General features: G+C 60.7%; 13 protein-coding genes and 1 pseudogene. 5 read left to right on the forward strand and 9 right to left on the reverse strand.

Features of this window, described 5'->3' with window-relative positions; all coding sequences use genetic code 11:
• Positions 1-837 (reverse strand): annotated as a pseudogene (locus sphsw_RS18865) (IS481 family transposase); the annotation flags it as partial.
• Between the two features lie 133 nt (positions 838-970).
• On the opposite strand from sphsw_RS18865, the gene sphsw_RS10635 reads away from it, so the two are divergent.
• Together sphsw_RS10635 and sphsw_RS18870 are read left to right on the forward strand one after the other, a co-directional pair.
• Positions 971-2,281, forward strand: a complete 1,311-nt coding sequence (locus sphsw_RS10635) for a sugar porter family MFS transporter (protein ID WP_031440599.1) — start codon at positions 971-973, stop codon at positions 2,279-2,281.
• Positions 2,282-2,684: 403 nt separating this feature from the next.
• Positions 2,685-3,002, forward strand: a complete 318-nt coding sequence (locus sphsw_RS18870) for a hypothetical protein (protein WP_031440600.1) — start codon at positions 2,685-2,687, stop codon at positions 3,000-3,002.
• Between the two features lie 682 nt (positions 3,003-3,684).
• Here sphsw_RS18870 and sphsw_RS10645 read toward each other — a convergent pair.
• Positions 3,685-4,920 (reverse strand): integrase, encoded by a 1,236-nt coding sequence (locus sphsw_RS10645; RefSeq protein WP_031440601.1) that lies wholly within the window; start codon positions 4,918-4,920, stop codon positions 3,685-3,687.
• A 150-nt stretch (positions 4,921-5,070) separates the two neighbouring features.
• Between sphsw_RS10645 and sphsw_RS10650 the strand changes: the two genes are divergently transcribed.
• Together sphsw_RS10650 and sphsw_RS10655 are read left to right on the forward strand one after the other, a co-directional pair.
• Positions 5,071-6,153 carry a hypothetical protein gene (locus tag sphsw_RS10650; protein ID WP_031440602.1) on the forward strand — a complete coding sequence of 361 codons (1,083 nt, stop codon included), beginning with the start codon at positions 5,071-5,073 and terminating at the stop codon, positions 6,151-6,153.
• A 553-nt stretch (positions 6,154-6,706) separates the two neighbouring features.
• Positions 6,707-7,390 (forward strand): ParA family protein, encoded by a 684-nt coding sequence (locus tag sphsw_RS10655; protein ID WP_031440603.1) that lies wholly within the window; start codon positions 6,707-6,709, stop codon positions 7,388-7,390.
• Between the two features lie 759 nt (positions 7,391-8,149).
• Here sphsw_RS10655 and sphsw_RS10665 read toward each other — a convergent pair.
• From sphsw_RS10665 to sphsw_RS19390, 5 genes are read right to left on the reverse strand one after another with little or no spacing between them, the layout of a single operon-like run.
• A complete protein-coding gene (locus tag sphsw_RS10665; RefSeq protein ID WP_052380919.1) occupies positions 8,150-9,337 on the reverse strand; it encodes a nuclease-related domain-containing protein in 1,188 nt (395 codons plus the stop codon).
• A gap of 30 nt (positions 9,338-9,367) precedes the next feature.
• The gene (locus sphsw_RS10670) at positions 9,368-10,129 is read right to left on the reverse strand and encodes a type IV secretion system DNA-binding domain-containing protein (protein ID WP_031440606.1); all 762 of its coding nucleotides are present in this window, start codon (positions 10,127-10,129) and stop codon (positions 9,368-9,370) included.
• 2 nt (positions 10,130-10,131) lie between these two features.
• Entirely contained in the window at positions 10,132-13,392 is a 3,261-nt protein-coding gene (gene mobF / locus sphsw_RS10675) for a MobF family relaxase (RefSeq protein ID WP_031440607.1), read from the reverse strand.
• A 2-nt stretch (positions 13,393-13,394) separates the two neighbouring features.
• Positions 13,395-15,728 carry a type IV secretion system DNA-binding domain-containing protein gene (locus tag sphsw_RS10680; RefSeq protein ID WP_031440608.1) on the reverse strand — a complete coding sequence of 778 codons (2,334 nt, stop codon included), beginning with the start codon at positions 15,726-15,728 and terminating at the stop codon, positions 13,395-13,397.
• Positions 15,718-16,005, reverse strand: a complete 288-nt coding sequence (locus sphsw_RS19390) for a hypothetical protein (protein ID WP_132741093.1) — start codon at positions 16,003-16,005, stop codon at positions 15,718-15,720. Before sphsw_RS19390 ends, sphsw_RS10680 begins: the two co-directional genes overlap by 11 nt.
• A gap of 545 nt (positions 16,006-16,550) precedes the next feature.
• On the opposite strand from sphsw_RS19390, the gene sphsw_RS10690 reads away from it, so the two are divergent.
• Positions 16,551-16,775, forward strand: a complete 225-nt coding sequence (locus tag sphsw_RS10690) for a hypothetical protein (RefSeq protein WP_031440610.1) — start codon at positions 16,551-16,553, stop codon at positions 16,773-16,775.
• A gap of 176 nt (positions 16,776-16,951) precedes the next feature.
• Here sphsw_RS10690 and sphsw_RS10695 read toward each other — a convergent pair whose 3' ends face one another.
• A complete protein-coding gene (locus sphsw_RS10695) occupies positions 16,952-17,533 on the reverse strand; it encodes a hypothetical protein (RefSeq protein ID WP_042467045.1) in 582 nt (193 codons plus the stop codon).
• Between the two features lie 388 nt (positions 17,534-17,921).
• Complete coding sequence (locus tag sphsw_RS10700) at positions 17,922-18,284, reverse strand: hypothetical protein (RefSeq protein ID WP_031440612.1); 363 nt, start codon at positions 18,282-18,284, stop codon at positions 17,922-17,924.
• Between the last annotated feature and the right edge of the window lie 443 nt (positions 18,285-18,727).

Genomic DNA, 18,727 nt, shown 5'->3' on the forward strand with positions numbered 1-18,727 from the left:
GAAATTATAGGCTGCCATGAAGTCGGCTAGGTGCACCCGTAACTGCTCGTGGCTTTCATAATGGAAGCGTTTGACGGTCGCCCCCTTGATCGTGCGGTTCATCCGCTCCACCTGACCGTTGGTCCACGGGTGGTTCGGCTTGGTCAACCGGTACTCGATGTCGTTTGCTTCGCAGATCATGTCGAAGCGCATCTGACGCTATCAGGCGGTGTTACGGTTGCGCGGCTGCTCGGCAAACTGGATGCCGTTGTCAGTCAGGATCGTGCGAATCCGGTACGGCACCGCTTTCAGCAGGTCTTCAAGGAACTCCCACGCCGTTCGTCGATCAGGCTTGTCGACGAGCTGAGTGACCGCGAACTTACTCGTGCGGTCGATGCCGACGAACAGGTAGAGTTTGCCTTCGGCTGTCTGAACCTCGGCGATATCAACGTGAAAAAAAGCCGATCGTGTAGCGCTTGAAGCGCTGTCGCTTTGGCTTGTCGCCTTCGATGTCCGGCAGACAGGAGATGCCATGCCGCTGCAGGCAGCGGTGCAGCGCTGACCGTGTCAGATGCGGATCGACGGCTGCAACGCATAGTGGCAATCGTCAAGCGGCAGGAGTGTGTGACGCCGGAATGCGACGACCGCTGCCTCCTCGGCTTCGGTTAAGGTCGTGGAGTAAGGGGCCATCGGCCCGGTCTTCAAATCCTCAACCGTCGCTCGCTTACGCCGATTCGCCACCGTCTTCGGGTTGATCCCGAACTCCCGGCTCAGCGTCGAGAGCGAAGCCTGCGATCGCTGTATTGCTGCTCTGACGGCGTGCGTGGTCGTGGCGCTCCCGTGACGTACCTGTCCCACATGGCTTCCTTCCATTCTGACGAAAGGATCGCACCATCAAACCGTGGGATCAAACACCTACCTCCCCCTTGCGAGGGGCGATTAGACGGTTGAATACTAGCCGGCGAAACCTTGAAAGCCGGAGCGAAGACGAATGAATTTAACCCTGTTCCGCGGCGTCCTGGTCGGTGCGCTTGCCGGCCTGTTGTTCGGGTTCGACACCGCAGTGATCGCCGGCACCACCGAGGGGATCCGTACCGCGTTCGGCCTCGACGCGGCGGGGGTTGGCATCACCGTTTCTAGCGCGCTCTGGGGTACGCTGGCCGGTGCGCTGCTCGCGGGCGTGCCGGGCGATCGCTATGGCGCGCGCACTTCGCTTAAGGCAATCGCGCTGATCTACCTAATCTCAGGCATCGGTTGTTTCGCTGCGTGGAACTGGGGGGCGCTGCTCGCCTTCCGCGTGCTCGCCGGGTTTGCGGTCGGCGCATCTTCGGTGCTCGCCCCCGTCTATATCGCCGAGATCGCGCCTGCTGAAAAGCGCGGCATGATGGTCGGTGCGTTCCAACTCAATATCGTGCTCGGCATCCTCGTCGCCTATCTCAGCAACGCGATCGTCACCGGCATGAATCTGGGGGCGCTCGATTGGCATGTGAAGTTCGGCGTGACCGCGCTGCCTGCCCTTCTTCTCCTGGTTATGATGTTTACGATCCCCGACAGCCCGCGCTGGCTCGCCGCCCGCGGTCGCGAAACCGAAGCGGAAGCCGTCCTGCGTTCGCTCGGCGTCACCGATCCCGTCGCCAACGTCGCCAGCTACCGCCAGTCGAACGCCGCCGCTGTAGTGCTGAAGCCCCGCCTTAGCTGGGCGCGGCACCGTCGCCCGATCCTGCTCGCCTTCGCGATTGCCTCGTTCAACCAGCTCTCCGGCATCAACGCTATCCTCTATTACCTTAACGACATATTCGCCGCCGCGGGGTTCGACAGTGTTTCGGCGGATCGGCAGGCGATCGTGATCGGTGCGTGCAACTTGTTCTTCACCGCACTCGCACTGACCGTGATTGACAAGATCGGCCGCAAGACATTGCTACTTATAGGTGCGGCAGGGCTCACCGTCATGCTGTCGGGCGTTGCCTACGTCTTCCTCAGCGGCCAGCATCAGGACATGCTGTTGTGGCTGTTGATTGGCTTCATCGCCTTCTTCGCCTTCTCGCAGGGCGCGGTGATCTGGGTGTACATCAGCGAGATCTTCCCGACGGACGTCCGCTCGCGCGGGCAGAGCCTCGGCTCGTCGACGCACTGGTTCATGGACGCGATCATCGCGATGGCGTTCCCGCTGGTCGCCGCCTACTCGCGCGGCGCACCGTTCATCCTGTTCGCAGGCATGATGGCGCTCCAGTTCGCGGTGGTTCTCGCGTTTTTCCCCGAGACCAAGCGCCGCTCGCTCGAAGCGATCGAAACCGCACTTTGAGGCGCGGGCAGGCGCTGATCGCCGGTCTGCTAGCGCTCGCAGGGGGGGGCAGCGCCTGGCCGAGACGAGGCGCTTGCGCCCGCCATGCGCGACCCGCTGCTACCGGGCTATTTCGCCGATCCAGCGATCGTCCGTGATCGCGGGGAACAGCTCGTCTTCGCGACGATCGATCCATCGGTGCCGACACGCCGGCCTGTGGCGCTTACGTAACTTCCGGGACTAACCGTCGAAGTGCACTTTTTTGGAAAAAAGCCAATCCCGAGGATACCGTCTTTTGGTGCGCTACACCCGATAGTTAGTGACACAGCGTTGCCTAGGAGAAGCAGACGCAAAGTCGCCGCGCCGCCCTCATGGATATGTTCGAAAATCCACGCGTTTTGAACGTTGTCACAGGGAGAGCATGATGCCCGATACGTTCAAACCAACTGCAAAAATCGCTTCCAATGCAAAGAAGGGGCTAAAGTTGCGCGATGAGTTTGGACGAGGCGGCACGGACGTCGGGGTTCGTCGTGCCGAGCAACTCGCAGCGCAAGGCGATGTGACTGCCGAAGATGTGAAGTCCATGCACAGCTACTTCGCTCGTCACGATGTCGATAAAGACGGCAAAACGCACGAGTGGGGATCAGACACCGATCCATCTGCCGGCTATATCGCTTGGCTTCTCTGGGGAGGCGATGAGGGCAAGCAATGGGCTGATCGACACGTCGAGAATCTCGACTAGGAGGCTGACGAAGCGGAAGATCACGATCGTCATTCGACCATGGTCCATCACCACTTTCAATGTGGAGCGCCGGCGCGATGCCGTTTCGGCTCATCACTCATGTAATTGATCGGCGCCTGTCAGATGTACGTTCTCCTTTTCGCCGCGGCCGCAGCGCTAGTGCAATCTCCGGTTGCCGGATCCGTTGTGAAGCCAGGCACGATAGCGATCGTGCGTGCCGATAGCTCGACTACTTTACCCGCTATCACGAGAACGTTCACGGACGCGGTTCAACGAACCTTCCTTCGAACACCTTTCCTGCCCCTGCCCGACCCGAACCACAGTCTTTACGTCGCCAAGGTTGAGGTATCGCAGACACAGCGTGGCGTTGTCCGGTCAGGCAACGGCCGATCAGACCAACCAAGCGTGGCTGCTGGCCTTGGAGGCCTGTCGCTGACCCTGCCCTCGGGGAAAGATCAATTGCACGGACTTATCGTGACCCGTCTCGAAGTGACCGTGACGCTGCGCCGCGATAATCACGTCGTATGGAAAGGGCAGGCGACCACGGTGCGCGCGAGCGGGACGCAAACGGGCGAACCCTCGGTTGTTGCAGCAGCCCTGTCGGATGCCCTCCTGACGTGGTTTCCGCGGCAGCTGCCGGGACCGCTGTCTGTCCCGTAAGATTCACCGGGTAACGCGATTATCAGCCTCTGATCTTCGACAACACGCGCGCCGCAACATTACTCCTGGCGGCAAGCTTCCGCCCATAGCGCAGTGCCGTCGACGGCGACGACCAACGGAGTGCCTGGGCAATGCCAACGCCGTCCTCACCGGCCGCAAACAGATCCTGCGTAAGCCCGACCCGAAGCGAATGACTCGACAGGGCACGCACCTCCTCCTCAACCTTCGCGATCGGCATCTCGACCAGCCCCTGGTCGAAGGCACTGAGCGCCACCCGCCGATAGATCCCGTTCACGCCCTGCCGGCTCAGCGACGCGGTCCCAACAGTGTAGACCGTCCTCGCCGGTTCGGCCTTCTTGCCACGGAGCTTCTCCTGCCAGTGCCGCGTGTGCCCCGGGATCGCCTCGTACGCCATCGGCGGAATTGCGGCGCGCAGACGGCGCCGATCGACCCCGACGCGGCGGAAGACCGGCCCCTCGGTGATGGCACTCGCTACCAGCCAGGCACCAACCCGGCGCATCGTGTCCGCGGACAGCCAGCCCCACGCCCCCTGCCCTTCCTGATCGGTCTTCGATGATGGGATGAACAAGAGCGCCGAACCATCGCTATGTGGATCGATGTGCGCGACGGCGACCGCGACGAGCTCGCTGACGCGCAATCCAGCGTCATAGCCGAGCGACAGCAGTGCGGCATCGCGCAGGCCCTGCAAATCGCCGCCACAGGCGCCAAGCAGCGCGGTCAACGTGAACCCCTTGGTATGAGGATCTAGCGAGGCCCCGAAGCGCAACGGGGCCGCCTGGCGCTGAGCAGCGCCACGCCGTCGGCGCAGGCCCTTGAGCGCGGCGCGGACCATGACGTGGCTGGTGGGCGCATGCCCCCTCTCCTGCATCCCTGACAGGCCGTGTGCGGCGGCAAGACTGGCAACCCGCCGGGCGACCGTCGCGGGCTTAGCGCCTTGCGCCTCGAGCATGGCGATGTAGCGGACCAGGTTTTCGGGCTCTGCGGGCAGCGGGGCGACACGGATGTCCTCACACCAGCGCAGATAGCAGGCGAGGTCCGAAGCCAGTGCCGCCTTGCTCGCTGCGGCCATAGCGCCGAGCTGCGCGGCGAAGCCGATCTCGCTGACTGGGCCGGCATCAGCGGGCAGCGCAAGGCCAAGCAACCGGGTAACACGGGCATCGATTGGCTCGACCAACCCCCGCGCTGTGCGGACCGGCAGCGCCTCCCCGTCTGTACGGTGAACGACAATCTCACTCATGCGACGCCTGCCGGCTGCTCCAATTTACCCTGCGTTTCGCCTTTGTAGCACATCGTTATAATTACCATAATGTCCGATTATGGTAAGTGCATATGGTTGGCAGATGGCACGGCCTAGTGATTGCGTGATTACTAGCATATGGTTGGCGTGATGACGTCCGCTGATCAAACTTCGCTCGGCTACGCGCTCGGTCGATTGGCGGGTGCTATCCGCTTTGCCTCCCCAGAAATGCGCAAGGTTGCGAGCCTGGCAATTGTGGCCGACGCGTGGCGCGCGTATCGACGCGATGCCGGCATTGGCGACGTCGGCCCCGCCCATCAGCCCTCCACAGACGTCCTGTCGATCCTCCTGACCGACGACCCCCGCCGCGACGCCGTCGTGCTCTGGCTTGCTGCACACGGGGAACCAGCAATTGCCGACGCTGCGACGGTGGTCGTTCGCATGGTCAACGCGACGCGCGGTTTCGAGACGGATGCTCTGGCATTGCTCAACGCCGCCCAGGACGCGGTGGCGCAGGCGGCTGCCGGTGGCCCCCTCACCGGCGCCTGCGGAGTGGCGTACGTTGGTCCGGATCATCCGCTCCACGGGCTGGCGCGCGCTGCGGCTGCGGTCGACCTTTTGATCCACGCGCCCGATTTCGCCGAAGGCGCTGGCCATGAGGCGCTTCTCCCCCTGCCCTCCCGATCGATGCGGCATTACATTGCGGCGGATCCGGCGGGGTGTTGGGCGCTAAACCTTGCGCTTGTTGCTCGCGGCGCTGCTTCGTTCTTTACGGGGATTGTCCCGCGGACGGCATTCCGTCTCGATCTCGACGACGCCGAGCGAGCCGCGACGCTGATTGACCATAGCAATCATACGGCATTGGCGTCGTTCAAAGAATTGGAACGCATCGAGACAATGCTTGAGCGCGGTCGTGGTGCTCTCGCTGACCTATCTCGCAACGCACGGGCGGCGGAAGCGTGGGCGCTTGTCGTAGCGTTCGGTCCGATCAGGCGGACGCAGATAGCGCGCGCAGTTGGCCTCTCGCGCGCCGGGGCCGATATCCAAGCACGTGCGCTTGCTACTACGGGACTTGTTGAGCTCGTGCCGGGAGGCTTGGTAATCCCTGCCCTCCCTCGCTCGCCTTCGTTGCCGAAGGCTCCCCTCGACCTTGGGCCGCTCGGTCCAGCAGCGGCAAATCTCGACCTTGCTATGGCGGAGATCGATCAACTCCTGTTGCGATCGAAGGGTTAGTTTAGTGAGCCCTATTTAAACATTTCCACTAAGGCCTGCGCTTGGTACCATGCAGTAGCACCCGGTACCCTCTCGGGTGGACCTACTCGTAACGTTGCCGACCCTAACACATAGCTCTGTTACCATGGCAGTCGTGAGTCTAGCGTTTGCAATGGGTTAACGCGTCACGCGCTTACAGTTCTCCCAGTAAAAACACATCAGGGGCGGTGGTACCAGATGGTACCAAGCGGTTGTGTACCAATGGCAGGCCCGGCCTACCAATGTCAGGCAATGACGTGGCAGCCCATCTAATTGGAGGTCATGCCTCCGCATGACGACCATACAGTACCAAAGTGATTGGTAGACCTCTCGCGCAATGAGTATGGTTGCGGTTGAGTGCGGGGCGGTATAATGAGTTGGCTACACAGGGCAGGGCAGGGCAGGGCAGGGCAGGGCAGGGCAGGTAATTGGTGCTCAACGCATGAGTTTGGCACGGATCATTTACGACATCGCGATCATGCGATGGCCTTGGGACTTCGTAAAAAAATCTGTCACCTAATTTTTGGGGTATGAAATGCCAGTAATTAGCTTCGCGAGTCCGAAAGGAGGGGTCGGCAAAAGCACCTCGGCTCTTTTGCTCGCCACGGGGCTGACAGCCGCAGGAGCTTCAGTCACCGTTATCGATGGCGACCCAAACCGTACGGTTGAAGGCTGGGCGACGAGCGCTGCAGAACCGGGTTTTAGATGGGCGCGTTTGCCGTCGGACGACGACATCATTGACGCAATCGAGGCCGCATCCGAAGCAACCCAGTTTGTCATTGTTGATCTGGAAGGCACCGCCAACTTGGCGATGGCTCGTGCTATTTCCCGTACAGATCTTGTCGTGATACCTCTCCAAGCGTCACCAGTGGATGCGAGGCAGGCCAGTCGTGCGATAAAAATGGTTATGGCTCAAGCCAAAGAGTTGCGCAGAGAAATTCCCTTCCGAATGCTTTTCACTCGCGTGAACCCGGCGATAGCTACACGTGACGAGAAAGAGATTCGAAGCCAGTTTATCGAAGCAAATATTCCGGCACTTAGGACGGCATTGAATGAGCGTGCAGCCTTCCGTGCAATGTTCACCCACTACCGGTCCCTTTGGGACTTAGAGGACGACTATGTGAATGGTCTTACAAAGGCAAAAGCAAACGCGACCGAGTTTGTGCGTGAGGTAACTCAGACTATCAGAGATCTTCGAGCGGTAGGGCAGGGGGAGTAGTATGACCAAGATCGATCTCGGCTTAGGTGACTTGAGCGATATTGTACCCGCTTCACCGATGCCCGCTAAGCCAAGAGTTGAAGCTCGTGGAGAACGAGCAGTGGTTGATGCGGTGGGCCGCGATCATGGGTTTACGAAGCCATCACAGCCGCCACCGAAATTAGGACGTAGAAAGAACCCTCACGCTGGCGAGCCGATGCATCAAGTCAGTATGAAAGGGCCCGCGAGCGTCATGAGCAGGTTCATAGATCTGTGTGACCGAGAGGGCGCTCCTTACTGGCAAGTAATTGAGAGTTTAATGGACAAGGCGGACGTATAAATATCCGCAGACCTCGTACTACTCGAAAGTTAAGGAGGGTAGGGGCATCTTTTTTTCGCCATGTCGTTCCAGGTCAGCACTAGTAGACTCAGTGGTATTACGCGCCGCACGTAATTGCGGTCATCAATACCTACTACCCCCCTCCTTTGCTTCCTGCGCTAGCCGGCCGACTGCGCGGCGATGGAGCACTCCGAGCTGCTGCGCAAAATCGACGATCACGTAGGAGAGTTGATCCGCGACGTCCTGCTCGGCATCGCATGTCGGTGCGATCGAGGCGGCTGCGAGGACTAGGTGCGCAGCGGCGATCGGATGCGCTTCCATTAGGTGAAATGACTGAGTTCGGAAATTATCCGCCAAGTCCGTGTCTGACGTCTCGCCCGGTAAAATCGGCTCGATCAAAGGCGGTTCTTGCTTAGCGTGCTCCATGGTTTCGCTTTCCGTTATGCGCTTTGTCTTGCGTGGTTTGGTGGCGCGGATGGCGCCCCTTGAGCGCTTTTCGCTTGTTCCTGAAGTGTCGACAGCAGGGCTTCGCGGATGATCTGCGCTTGGCTCACGTCGCTCAGCCAGTTGCGGTACCGCGGGTTCCACCGGGCCAGGCCTTCGCAAGCCAGCTTCAAACGATCGCCTTCTGCTTCACCCTTGCCGGCGAGAAAGGCGACGCGGCCGTCAGGCAGTACGCGCTCGTAAATACCGGGCACGATCTCGATTTTGTCGAACGCCTTGCCCTCAGCGACCACAGTAATCGGCGCGGTATTGTTCATGCCTCCGGTCGCCTTAGGCTCGGTCGTGGCGACGACAGGGGAGGGCTCCACTGCACTAGCCACGGCCTGGACGCCCACCGGTAGCGCGACCGCAGACTCTGGCTCGTCGCTGTTCTCGTCTTCCTCCTCGCCGACATCCACAGCAGGCTTGGCTTTTGACGATCGCAACCCGATCATTTCTTCGAGGCCGCGGGGATCAGGCTTGTGGTTTCCTGCGAGCTGGCCGCCGATCGCCAACAGTGTCTTCGCTGACACGCCGGTCGAGAACAGCCGGCCCATTGGAGTTATTCCGCCGAAATCCGTCCACGCTGCAATGAAGTTGTCTGCCTTGTAGATCGGCACGTCGGCGCCGACCTTCGAGCGGTCGATCGAGCAGTCCGGAGGGATGATGACGAACGCGCCGATCGTCTCGAACGCGACGTCATGCCGGCGTGCTTTCAGCCAGGCCCTAAGAACCTCCCTTTGGCGTCGAGCCTGTGCCAGCGGATTGGGGATGTCGATCGGCCGTCGCCGTCCCTCATACCAGACGTGCCATTCATTATGCTCGTTCTTGGAGAGCCGGCCACGATAGTTCTTCACCTCGACAACCGCCGCGGTGCGCGACAGACGTGACAGGATGACATGATCGAACTGAGCGAACCCGCCGATACCGTCAGGAAGCCGCAGATCGTGCAAGAGCGCGTGATTGGGCGCATTATGGAAGTGACGATCGAGGATATGCGCGGTCGATCGCTCACCATTTAGCCCACGCTGGCGGTTCATCGTCTCCTTGCGCGCCCGCTCTGGAAGGCGGTCGAAGTCTGGGTTTGCCATGAATGCGGCTATTGCTGCGCATTCGTCAGCTTTGGTCGACGGTTTTACGATCATCTACTCATTCCCCTTTTAGAATCTTGACCTTCAGCAACGGCCTTCAGTCCGGGCCTGCCAAGGCACCGACGGCGGTGACACGTCTCGCAACCGCGTGCCGGAGGCGCTCGCGGAATGGATTTGCACGATTTGAACTTCCCGCCCGGCGTTCACCTCGATCCGTGCGACGCAATCGATGGCGGCCTGGACAGAGCGACAGGCACCGTCGTTGACCGCGGCGCCGGCCGTCAGGAACAGCACCGATCTCGGGCTTGTGGTCAGCCAGCGGCGGATAGACGTTGGGGTTGACGACGTGCCGGCGGCAAACCGTCCGGCGTCCTCTTGAAGGCGCGCCAATGCCGTCCAGCCTGCCCGCGTGTCGGTTGCGGTATCGAGATTCAGGCGCATCGCGTTCGCCATCGATTCATACCCGAAAGCACGAACTCTCTCCGAAACGTCCTGCAGCCGGGCACCGGGTTTCGCCGCTACCTCCCATAGCATCTCGGCAAGCACGCAACCGACAGCATTGTAGATTTCGGGCGCTACTCCGTCTGATCGCAGGAGTGCCTCGCCGGCACATGCGAGATCATGCTGTGTCAGGTGATCGGTAAAGAAGTCCCAGTTGCCGACGGCCGGGTCGAGCAGGAAGTCCGTATCCTGGGCGGCGTGAAGACGTGCAAGTTGGCTACCTTCGTCGACGATCATCAAACGGCCGCAACCTTTCCGCGCTTGCGTCAAAAGGAGCGCGAGGATGTCGGATGGAATGGTTTCGTTCGTGCCGCATAGGATCACTGTGGTGGGCGAGTTATTCATCGTCACATATCCAGGCTGAGGTTTTTCTCGGGAAGGCCGCGCATCTGTTCGCCGGAACCGATCATCGCGGGCAGGGCGCTGAGGTCGTCCATGTCGAGTGGAGGCAAGCCGAGCTCGTCGTCCTTGCGATCGGCGCGAGCATCACGCCGATCGACGTCTTGGCCGTCCTTGAGCGATGGCATCTCCCCATCGAGGTCTTTGTTGTCGGAATAGTCGGTCGTCGACGCTCCCATGGGCGGGAGGTCTGTCATGTCCAGGCTAGCTGGATCGATCAGGATCTTCTCGCTGCTCGCTTCGTCGAGGCTCTCCATCGCTTTCGTCAGCGCATCGTCGGCCGCTTTGGTCTGTACGGCAGCACCATCGATATCCAGCCGGCCGAGACTTTCCAGCGATGAGGTTTTGTCGCCAGGGTTCTTATCCAGCTGCAGCTCGAGCTTCTGCTGGTTGTCGACGACCATGGTCAGGTCGAGGCGGATGCGGGTGACGCCGACGTTGAAAAGGCGCTGGTTCGACAGATTGCGTTCGAAGCTCTGCATCACCGTGATGGCTTTGTTGACGGTGATGCCCTGCGCCATGTGCATGTTGAGCGCGTAGGCGAGATCCATCCGCTGCATCATCGGATCGTTCTTCTCGAGCGTGACCTGGTCCTTGTTGGCCAGCTCGACCGTGACCTTGCCGTTCTCGATGCCCGCGATCGTCGCCAGCGAGGCATTGTAGATGCCGCGCTCCTTGTCGTTATCAGTCCACCGAATCCGGTCGCCCTCGTGGATCTGGATCGTCTCGATGGTCGCGAGCGACATACGATCCTTGTCAATCATCGGATCGATCTTCTGGGGACTGAACTTGATCGACTTACCGTTTTTGACGATCTCGACCTTCCCGTTGGCAAAGGTTCGCCGCACCTCGGCTACACCGCGTTCGAGTTTAAGCTCCGGCACCGAGCCCTTGATCTCCAGCCGCTGCCCTTTCTCGTAGGTCTTGGCGTAGCGCAGGTCCTCACGCTCGATGTTCACGTTCTGGATGACCGCAATGGACAGCCCGTCACCTTTGAGCGTGCCCTCGTCCTTCAGGCCTTTTTGCACCGCCTGATTGATCGCTGCACGGGTCTCGCGGCCCGACGCGAAAATGGCCGTGTTGGCACGTTCATCCGGTGACAGGGCCAGCCACAGGTCGGAGGCGTGCGCCGATGGATCCTCATGCTCGACGACCTTGTCGCCAAGCACCTTCATGGCCTGCCCCGCCTTGCCGATGTTGGCCAGCGCCGCGACCGTGCGCAGCTGGTCAGTCTGCTGGCGAAGGTTGTCATCCATGCGAGCCATGCCGATCTTGTCGGCTTGCATCATGGCAAAGGCCTTGCCGGCATCGATCGGGAGGAGCTGCTGGCGATCGCCGATCAGTGCGATCTTTTCGATGCCGAGCGATTCTGCGATCGTCAGCATTTTAAGCATGTCGCGGTTCGACACCATCGACGTCTCGTCGACGACTATGATCGTGTCCTTCAACTCGTCACGGCGTGCCTGCGCATGGGGCGTGTTCGGGTTGGTGACGTGCTTTTCGTTATGCCAGACAAAGTGAGCGATCGTCTCGGCTTTGACCCTAGAATCCTGCATTTGATCGACGGACATCTCGCGAGTGGGGATGGCGTCCGGCCGCGCCATGCCTTCCTTCATGTCCGCGACCATCTTGTTCTGAAATGCCAAGCCCATCACCGATTTGCCCTCGGACTCAACGACGCGGGCAACCGCCTGCAGCATGGTCGACTTACCGGCGCCAGCGATGCCCTGGACCGCGACGATGCGATCCGAGGTCGAGACGATCAGCGTAGCGGCTGCGAGCTGTCCTTCGTTCAGGGGGTGAGGGGAGGCGGCCTGCAGCCGGTCTGGCGCTTCCGAGGGGGCCACGATCGGGGCACCTGCGTCTTTACCCCCCTGCACCCGCGCAAGGATGCTCTCTTCAGTCCGAAGCGCTTCTGGTGTCGTGACTGCATCGACCTTCTGACCTTGGTGGGTAATCTCTCCGGATAGGAGTTTGCCCCTCTCGGTGAGCTGCTCGACCCTCGCCTCGACATGGTCGATGGTGACGCCCTTGAGGCCGAAGTCGAGGGCCTTCTTGGCGACCTTGTCTTTATCGAACGCCGCTTCGCGTTGACTGAGACTGCGGATCGCGGAGGCGACAGCAAGCTGCGCATTAGCCTGGCCGGTGGACTGCGCTAGGCGAACGAACCCGCGGTCGACCAGTGGGTCCGGTGACCGCAGCAATCCCGACACGGTCTCCATCGCGACTTTCACTGCGTCTGCGATCACGGTGTAGCCGCGTCCGATCGGGCCAGCGTTCTCTCGTTGCTCCAGCTTTGCGGCGTTCTCTAACGCTCCTTCGAGAAGCTTCTTGCCGTCAAAGCCTTGCTCCGCTGCTTTCGCCATCCAGTCGAGAACGAGCCCGTCACGGTCTTCGACATTCAGCTTCGGATCGCGCGTGTTGACGGTTACGCCATCACGGCCCTTGGGCGAGACGATGCCTAGCTCGGCCGCCTTTTCCATGATCTGTTCGCGTCGCTGGCTGAAGACTTCCAGAACCGCTTTTGGAACACCGACAATCTCGAACGTGCCATGCTTACCGTCCATCCGGGTCTGATAGCCAAGCTTCTCCAGCTCGTTGCGAAGGAAGCTATGGTAGATTGAACCGATAACGGTGTTGCTGGCCCATAGCTTCTGCGCATCAAGCGCCTGCCATTTGCCGTCGGGCATCTGCGTCATGTTGGCGACGATCGCGTGGATATGCGCCTGAGGATCGAGCGCCCGGCTCGTGTCGTGCTGAAACAAGGCATAGACCAGGTTCCCAGTCTTTACTGTTTCGGTTTCTCCGTCCTTGGTGATCCGACCGGCAGCGAGGTTCTTCTCGACCCAGGCCATGGTCTGCTGGACCGCTTTGGTTTGCGCGCCGTCAGGCCCGAGGATACGTTTATCGCCGGCAATATAGGCCATCACGGACACCGACTTTGGCGCGGAGAAAGTGAGATCGAAACCAGGACGCCGTCCGTCCCTGACCTCGACCTTCTCACCAGATGGCAGCTCTCCGCTCAGCGCCTTTGCAAATGCCTCCTGCGAAACGGTGCCGGTAAGGCCAGCTGCGGCAGCGCCTCCACCGCCCCACATGCTGACGTCACCGGCCTTCTCGTCGGTGTAATATTCGCCGCTGACGAAGTCGTCCTTGGTGAAATATTTTGCGGCGCCGGATGCCGATTTGACGGATGCGATCGAGTGCATCGTTACATCCCGTATCCGTCATCAGGAAAGGCATCACGCGCCTCCCGGATCGACAGGTCCTCCGGCCGTTCTCCGGTCGGCGTAGGATCGTCTTTCTGGCGCTGCTGGTCCTCACTGCGCGCCTGGACGGACTTACCCTCCAGAGACCGTTCCCGGTCCTTGCGATCGTCATCGCCGGAACGCTCACGCATGTCTTGGAGGAGCACCGGCGGTTCGGTTCTGGCGGTGGCTTCAACCGGTGTAGCGTCGCGCGAATTGTCGACCTCGTTCTCAGTCGGCTGCGACAGGATATTAGTGGCGCAGGTGTTGGCCACGTTTGCCGGCTCAACCTCTTCTTCTGTCAGACCGGGCACATCGCCACGTCCAACATCGTCGTCGCCACTCTGCGGCTTGCCACCACCTCCGCGAACAACCTTTCCAGGCTCGTCCGGCTTAGCCGGCTTCCGCTCGATGAAGCCCTCGGCGACGGTCGGGTAATGTTCCCATTCCAGGCGGATGCGTGCAGCAGGGAAGCCATCGGGAAATTTCACAAAGCCGTGCAGGCTGGGCAAGTTCATGATGTCGTCGGGGATGACCAGCGGTTCGATCTGTTTACGCGGGGTCAGAGTCGAGGCGTCGCGAGTGTTGTTGTACCCATAGCTATACCCCTCATCCATCTGCCGGATCTCGCGGTTGCCAATGTAGCGGGCACCCTGTTCAGCGGTGTCGAGGTCGGCTGCCGCGAGGATCAGTTTGGTGCGTGCGAGCGACGACAGGTTGCGGGCATTTTCCTCGCCGTAGACCTGCGTGAGCTTGTCGAACGAGTGCAACCCGAGCACCATCGCACCACCGAAGTTACGGGCGGTCTGGAGGCCGTCTTCGATAGCCGGAAGGCGGTGGAGTGCGCCCAGTTCGTCGAACACGAACCAGGTGCGCAGGTTGCGGGTTTTCTTCATCGTCATCAGCGCGTGGATGGCGAGGTTCGACCAGAGCGTGAGCAGCGCCCGGTTCATCTCCAGGTCTGTGTAGTTTGAGGTGATGAATAGGATCGAGCCAGGCTTCTTCTCGGACGTCATCCAGTCCTTGATCGAGTATTGTGGACCGTCGTCGGGCAGGAAGCGCAGGACCTGGGCGTTCGTATTGAAAACTGCGCGGATCGACTCCGCCATCTTGGCCGCTTCGGGGGCCGTAATGGGGTCGGCGATGGTGTTGGCAAGATGCTTGTGAACCAGCTTCAGGTCAGCGGTCATGAGGTTATCGGCAAGCGCCTGGTTGGACGTGAGCCCCTTCTCGATGAGCTTCATGCACATCTCGATGAAAAGAGTACGCGCAGCGAGTGCCCAGAACGGATCAGCCGCCCCGCCGTCTGAGGGGATCAGGGCTCCAGCGGCTGCGGTAAACTCGCTATAGGTTCGGCAGTCATGGAAGATCGTCCAGGCCGGACAGCGTGCGTCGGCCGGGTTGAGAATGGTGTCACGTGTCGGGTCGTAGAACGCTTCGACATAGGCTCCGGTCAGGTCGAACACGACAGCGGTATCTTCGCGTTCGCGCATCTCCTGAAGGAGCTTGCGGAACACGGTTGTTTTACCGGACCCGGTGGTGCCGAGCGTCATGAAATGTGACTGTTCGAGACGGTGTGGAAACGGGATGCCTGCAACGGTGTAGGGGTGGTGGATCCCGCCCATCTTGCGAGCCTTGAACTTCAGCTTCAGGACCTGTTCCGGCGTCTTGTCCGGGAAGAGTTTCGCGGCCTCCTTCACGAACTCGATCCTGTTGTGCTGGGCGATCTCGGAATAGAGCAGATCGCGCTCGACCAGCATGGCGCCGCGCTCATGGCGTTCCTGGATCATCGCCTTGCCGCGACGGGCTGAGAAATCGACGTACCAGATCGACAGCGGGATGGTGACGCATGAGGCAATCGCGACCGAGCCCATGAAGCCCTTCACGGCCTTGTGCCACGCGAGGATGACCTCGGGGACGTAGGGCACGTATCCCATGTAGGTATGGCGCACACTGTCGTCGGGCAGACGCAGGTTGATGCGCTTCATTTCGTCGAACGAGATCCAGTCCCACAGCCCGGACAGGATGCGCATCGAGATGAGCTGGATGTTGTTCTCGTCGAGGGTGAGCGACAGGATCGTCGAGTAGGCGATGACGAAGATGCCAAGCCACATGTAGAGCGGCATTTTGGCACCCTGTAGCCACATCAGGACCTGGGTATTGAGAAGCTGGCTGCCACGGGTGAAGTTGCCCGAATTGCGCGGTGCTTCACCGCGCGCGCTATGGTGCTTCTGGGGGATCGGACGCCGATCGTTACGGATGTCCTGGCGGGGCGCTTTGGGGTCATCACGCGCCATGATGAAGCTTCATGCGACGGTCGGCTTCGAGGACGAGCGTCTCGCGCAATTCCGGGTGGTTTTCCCGGATGATCGCATCGAGCGCGACCTGCATATATTCGGTCACGCGCAAGTGGCGTCGCTCGCTGCCTTCAAGCAGCTTTCGGCCATCAAGATGTTGTTCGATCGCCCGACGAATAAGGTCCGACGGCGAGCACTCCAGTTTGGCTGCTTCTGCCTCTATACGGGCACGCAGATCACCGGCTACCCGAAGGGTATAAGGGCGTGAGGTACTCAAGTAACCAGCCTCCTAGCAGAGAGGCTGATGGGTCCTTAGGAGGACGTTCCTTATAGCTGTGCAACGCGGCTACAACAAGCTCGATATCGTGTTTTAGGCATAAGCCGTATTACGGTGTCTTACGCAGGAAACGGCGGAAATCTGCGCTTTTCGAGGCGTATTACGTTGTAAGACAAACTGTAAGACGTTGTATACACTATCATTGCCTCTCGAAGGTCTTGATATTCAACGGGAAAAGCAAGCGCAGCTTGCAAGGGTGTGCTCTACTGTAGTCCCGATTCCCATGTGTCGACTTGATCTCCCCGGTCCTTCGTATCGATATGATGGCATCTCGGTCTTCCTCGGGGCAAAGGCCCGCCTTCACGGCGGAATGACGGTCGAAATGGCTGCTCTGGCGTGGTGTCTTGGGATCGTTCTGCGATGATCGTCACCTGGTTTTCCTTGGTGTTAGAAGCTGGTCGTTGGTTGGCGCTTTTCCCTCGCCTAATCGATGGCTATACTGGTCCCGTTCAGAGCCCGATCAGCCTGACCAAAAGGCAAGTATTATGGCGAAGTCACTGGACGCTGAAATGGCGGCGATCGAGGCCGAGGAACGCAAGCTGGCAGATCGCCGAAAGGCGCATCTGAGGAAGCTGCGGGATACGGCTATTGGGACGGTCGAGAAGGTAGGGTTGCTCAAGCTCCCGCTGGATCGACTGGAGCGGTTGATGGAGGCGGTGAAGACGCTGGGCCTGGATGAGGTCGAGAAGCGGCTCACGGCGAAAGCCTGAGACGGTTCGAGACCGAGGCCCACGCTAATGGCCGCACGGGTTTGCTACCTCGTGCGGCCATTCTCTTTTGGAACAGGCAGAGGCGCAGCCGGCTTGGTAGCATCAGGCAAAAAAAGGGACGCGCCAGCTGGTAGGCTGGGCGTCCCATGTGGTCGTTTTAGATAGACGCGGACCGATCAGATCCACGCCAGCAGGTACTCCCCTTCGATCGGTTTGAGTGCCGCCATCGTCGCCAGCGTTTCAATACTCTCGGCCATGTCCGGATCGGAATCGAGCCGACGCCTGATGCGGGGATCCGTCAGCCTCCGGCGAAGCTCCGTCATCGGCACCATGCCGGCGATCATACGGTCGATCCCAAGGCCGTCTAACAGCGCCAGCGCTTGGGGGTTCGCGAGAGCTATTTCCGGGGCCGCATCCGGGTTCACAGACAGGCGCATCGTGATATCGCCGGTGGGTTCAGTCTGCGCCACCCGGACCCGTCGACCGAGGAACTGAGCCTCGTCCAAAATCGCGATGACGGACGGGTCGTGATCGAAGCATCTTGAGACGATTGCGAGCGACAGATGGCAGACGCGGGCGTCGAACTCGAACCATGGATCGCCGGTGACGCCGTAGCCCGGGAGCAACATGGCAAAACCCAACCGGAGCGATTGTTCGGCAAGCAGATCGCGTAGCGATGCGAGCTGGTCGGGCGTGATGATTGCCGCCATTGGCGCGAGGATGGCGCGGCCGTCTTCGACGCGGAACGTAATGGTCATAGTGACCTCCTTCGTTGAAACCGCAAATCCCTCCCTCCCTCCTCTCCGGAGAGGTTTCGCGACGCCTGTGATCGAGCATCACGGTCGATACCGCGACGGGTAGTCAGCGCACGGGCGAAAGGCCGCTGCGCGCAGGCGAGCGAGGCGCGCAAAGTATGACTGTCAGACGATGGAAAACCGCGTCAGCAGCGCCGGGGCGGGCTCGATGCCCGCACCGGCGCTTCCCCGGCCGATGCGTAGCCAGGGGAGGCCCGACGGGGCCGTACCGAAGCGAGCGAGCCGGTGCCGCGCGCCCGTCAAAATCAGCAACGGAAAAGGGCCACCCGATTGCCCGAATAGCCCTTATCATTTCGAGAATGAAGGAAGGGGCCGGAGCCCCTCCCGGACGTTATTTGATGAACTGCGCCCAAGCGGTCAGACCGCCTCCAAGTGCGATCGCGAACGTCATTACCGACCCCGTGATGATGACATACCATTTGAGACCGTCGATCGACGTCTGCATGCCCTTTAGTCCGGCGTCTAAGCGCGCTTCGATCCCGGTCTGCATGGCTGTTATCTTGCCTTCGAGCGCCCCGATCTTGCCTTCGAGCGCGTCGATTTTGTGTCCCATCGGCTGCATTGCGCGACTTACGGCCATGTCGATCTGCTCCTCGACGACGACGACTGCCTTTGCAGCTGCCTCATCGTCGATATTAGCCGATTTTAGTGCTCTGAACAACGCGACTTGCATTTCGTCCTCCTTCTTCTTCAAGACGCATTCCGGATTAGGGCGGCGCGGCGAGGGTCATGGGATCGCTCTTGCGACCGCTTTAGCGGCGGTAGGGGCAACGATTTTTCGCAGAAAAATGGTGGGACCCTGCCGTCCCTTGAGGCTCGTCGCTCCGCCCGGGATAATAGGACGACTTGAGATAGATTTTTCCCGCGGCAGCAGCGCCAGTGCGGGCTCGATGCCCGCACTGGCGCTTCCCCGGCCGATGCGTAGCGAAGGGCAGGCCGAAGGGCCTGACCGATGTGAGCGAGCCGGGTGCCGCGCCAGCCTCAAACCGGACTTTTGGGCAGCTCGTTCGCGATGCTTCTGAAGCTGCGGCAGCGCGTTACCGGAGGGGGGAAGGCGACCGGCTGCGCGGCGTTCAGGTGCGGCCCGGCGGGGCCGTGCCAAGGATGTCGCGCGGCCGGTCGCCTGGCGTGGGGGGA

The organism is Sphingomonas sp. FUKUSWIS1 (assembly GCF_000733135.1).
GTDB classification, from domain to species: domain Bacteria; phylum Pseudomonadota; class Alphaproteobacteria; order Sphingomonadales; family Sphingomonadaceae; genus Sphingomonas; species Sphingomonas aerolata.

What these genes read in the sequence shown, in the direction of transcription:
- sphsw_RS10635 (WP_031440599.1), top strand. Translation starts at nt 971, where the DNA reads ATGAATTTAACCCTGTTCCGCGGCGTCCTGGTCGGTGCGCTTGCCGGC.
- sphsw_RS18870 (WP_031440600.1), top strand. Translation starts at nt 2,685, where the DNA reads ATGCCCGATACGTTCAAACCAACTGCAAAAATCGCTTCCAATGCAAAG.
- sphsw_RS10645 (WP_031440601.1), bottom strand. Translation starts at nt 4,920, where the DNA reads ATGAGTGAGATTGTCGTTCACCGTACAGACGGGGAGGCGCTGCCGGTC.
- sphsw_RS10650 (WP_031440602.1), top strand. Translation starts at nt 5,071, where the DNA reads ATGACGTCCGCTGATCAAACTTCGCTCGGCTACGCGCTCGGTCGATTG.
- sphsw_RS10655 (WP_031440603.1), top strand. Translation starts at nt 6,707, where the DNA reads ATGCCAGTAATTAGCTTCGCGAGTCCGAAAGGAGGGGTCGGCAAAAGC.
- sphsw_RS10665 (WP_052380919.1), bottom strand. Translation starts at nt 9,337, where the DNA reads ATGATCGTAAAACCGTCGACCAAAGCTGACGAATGCGCAGCAATAGCC.
- sphsw_RS10670 (WP_031440606.1), bottom strand. Translation starts at nt 10,129, where the DNA reads ATGAATAACTCGCCCACCACAGTGATCCTATGCGGCACGAACGAAACC.
- mobF (WP_031440607.1), bottom strand. Translation starts at nt 13,392, where the DNA reads ATGCACTCGATCGCATCCGTCAAATCGGCATCCGGCGCCGCAAAATAT.
- sphsw_RS10680 (WP_031440608.1), bottom strand. Translation starts at nt 15,728, where the DNA reads ATGGCGCGTGATGACCCCAAAGCGCCCCGCCAGGACATCCGTAACGAT.
- sphsw_RS10690 (WP_031440610.1), top strand. Translation starts at nt 16,551, where the DNA reads ATGGCGAAGTCACTGGACGCTGAAATGGCGGCGATCGAGGCCGAGGAA.
- sphsw_RS10695 (WP_042467045.1), bottom strand. Translation starts at nt 17,533, where the DNA reads ATGACCATTACGTTCCGCGTCGAAGACGGCCGCGCCATCCTCGCGCCA.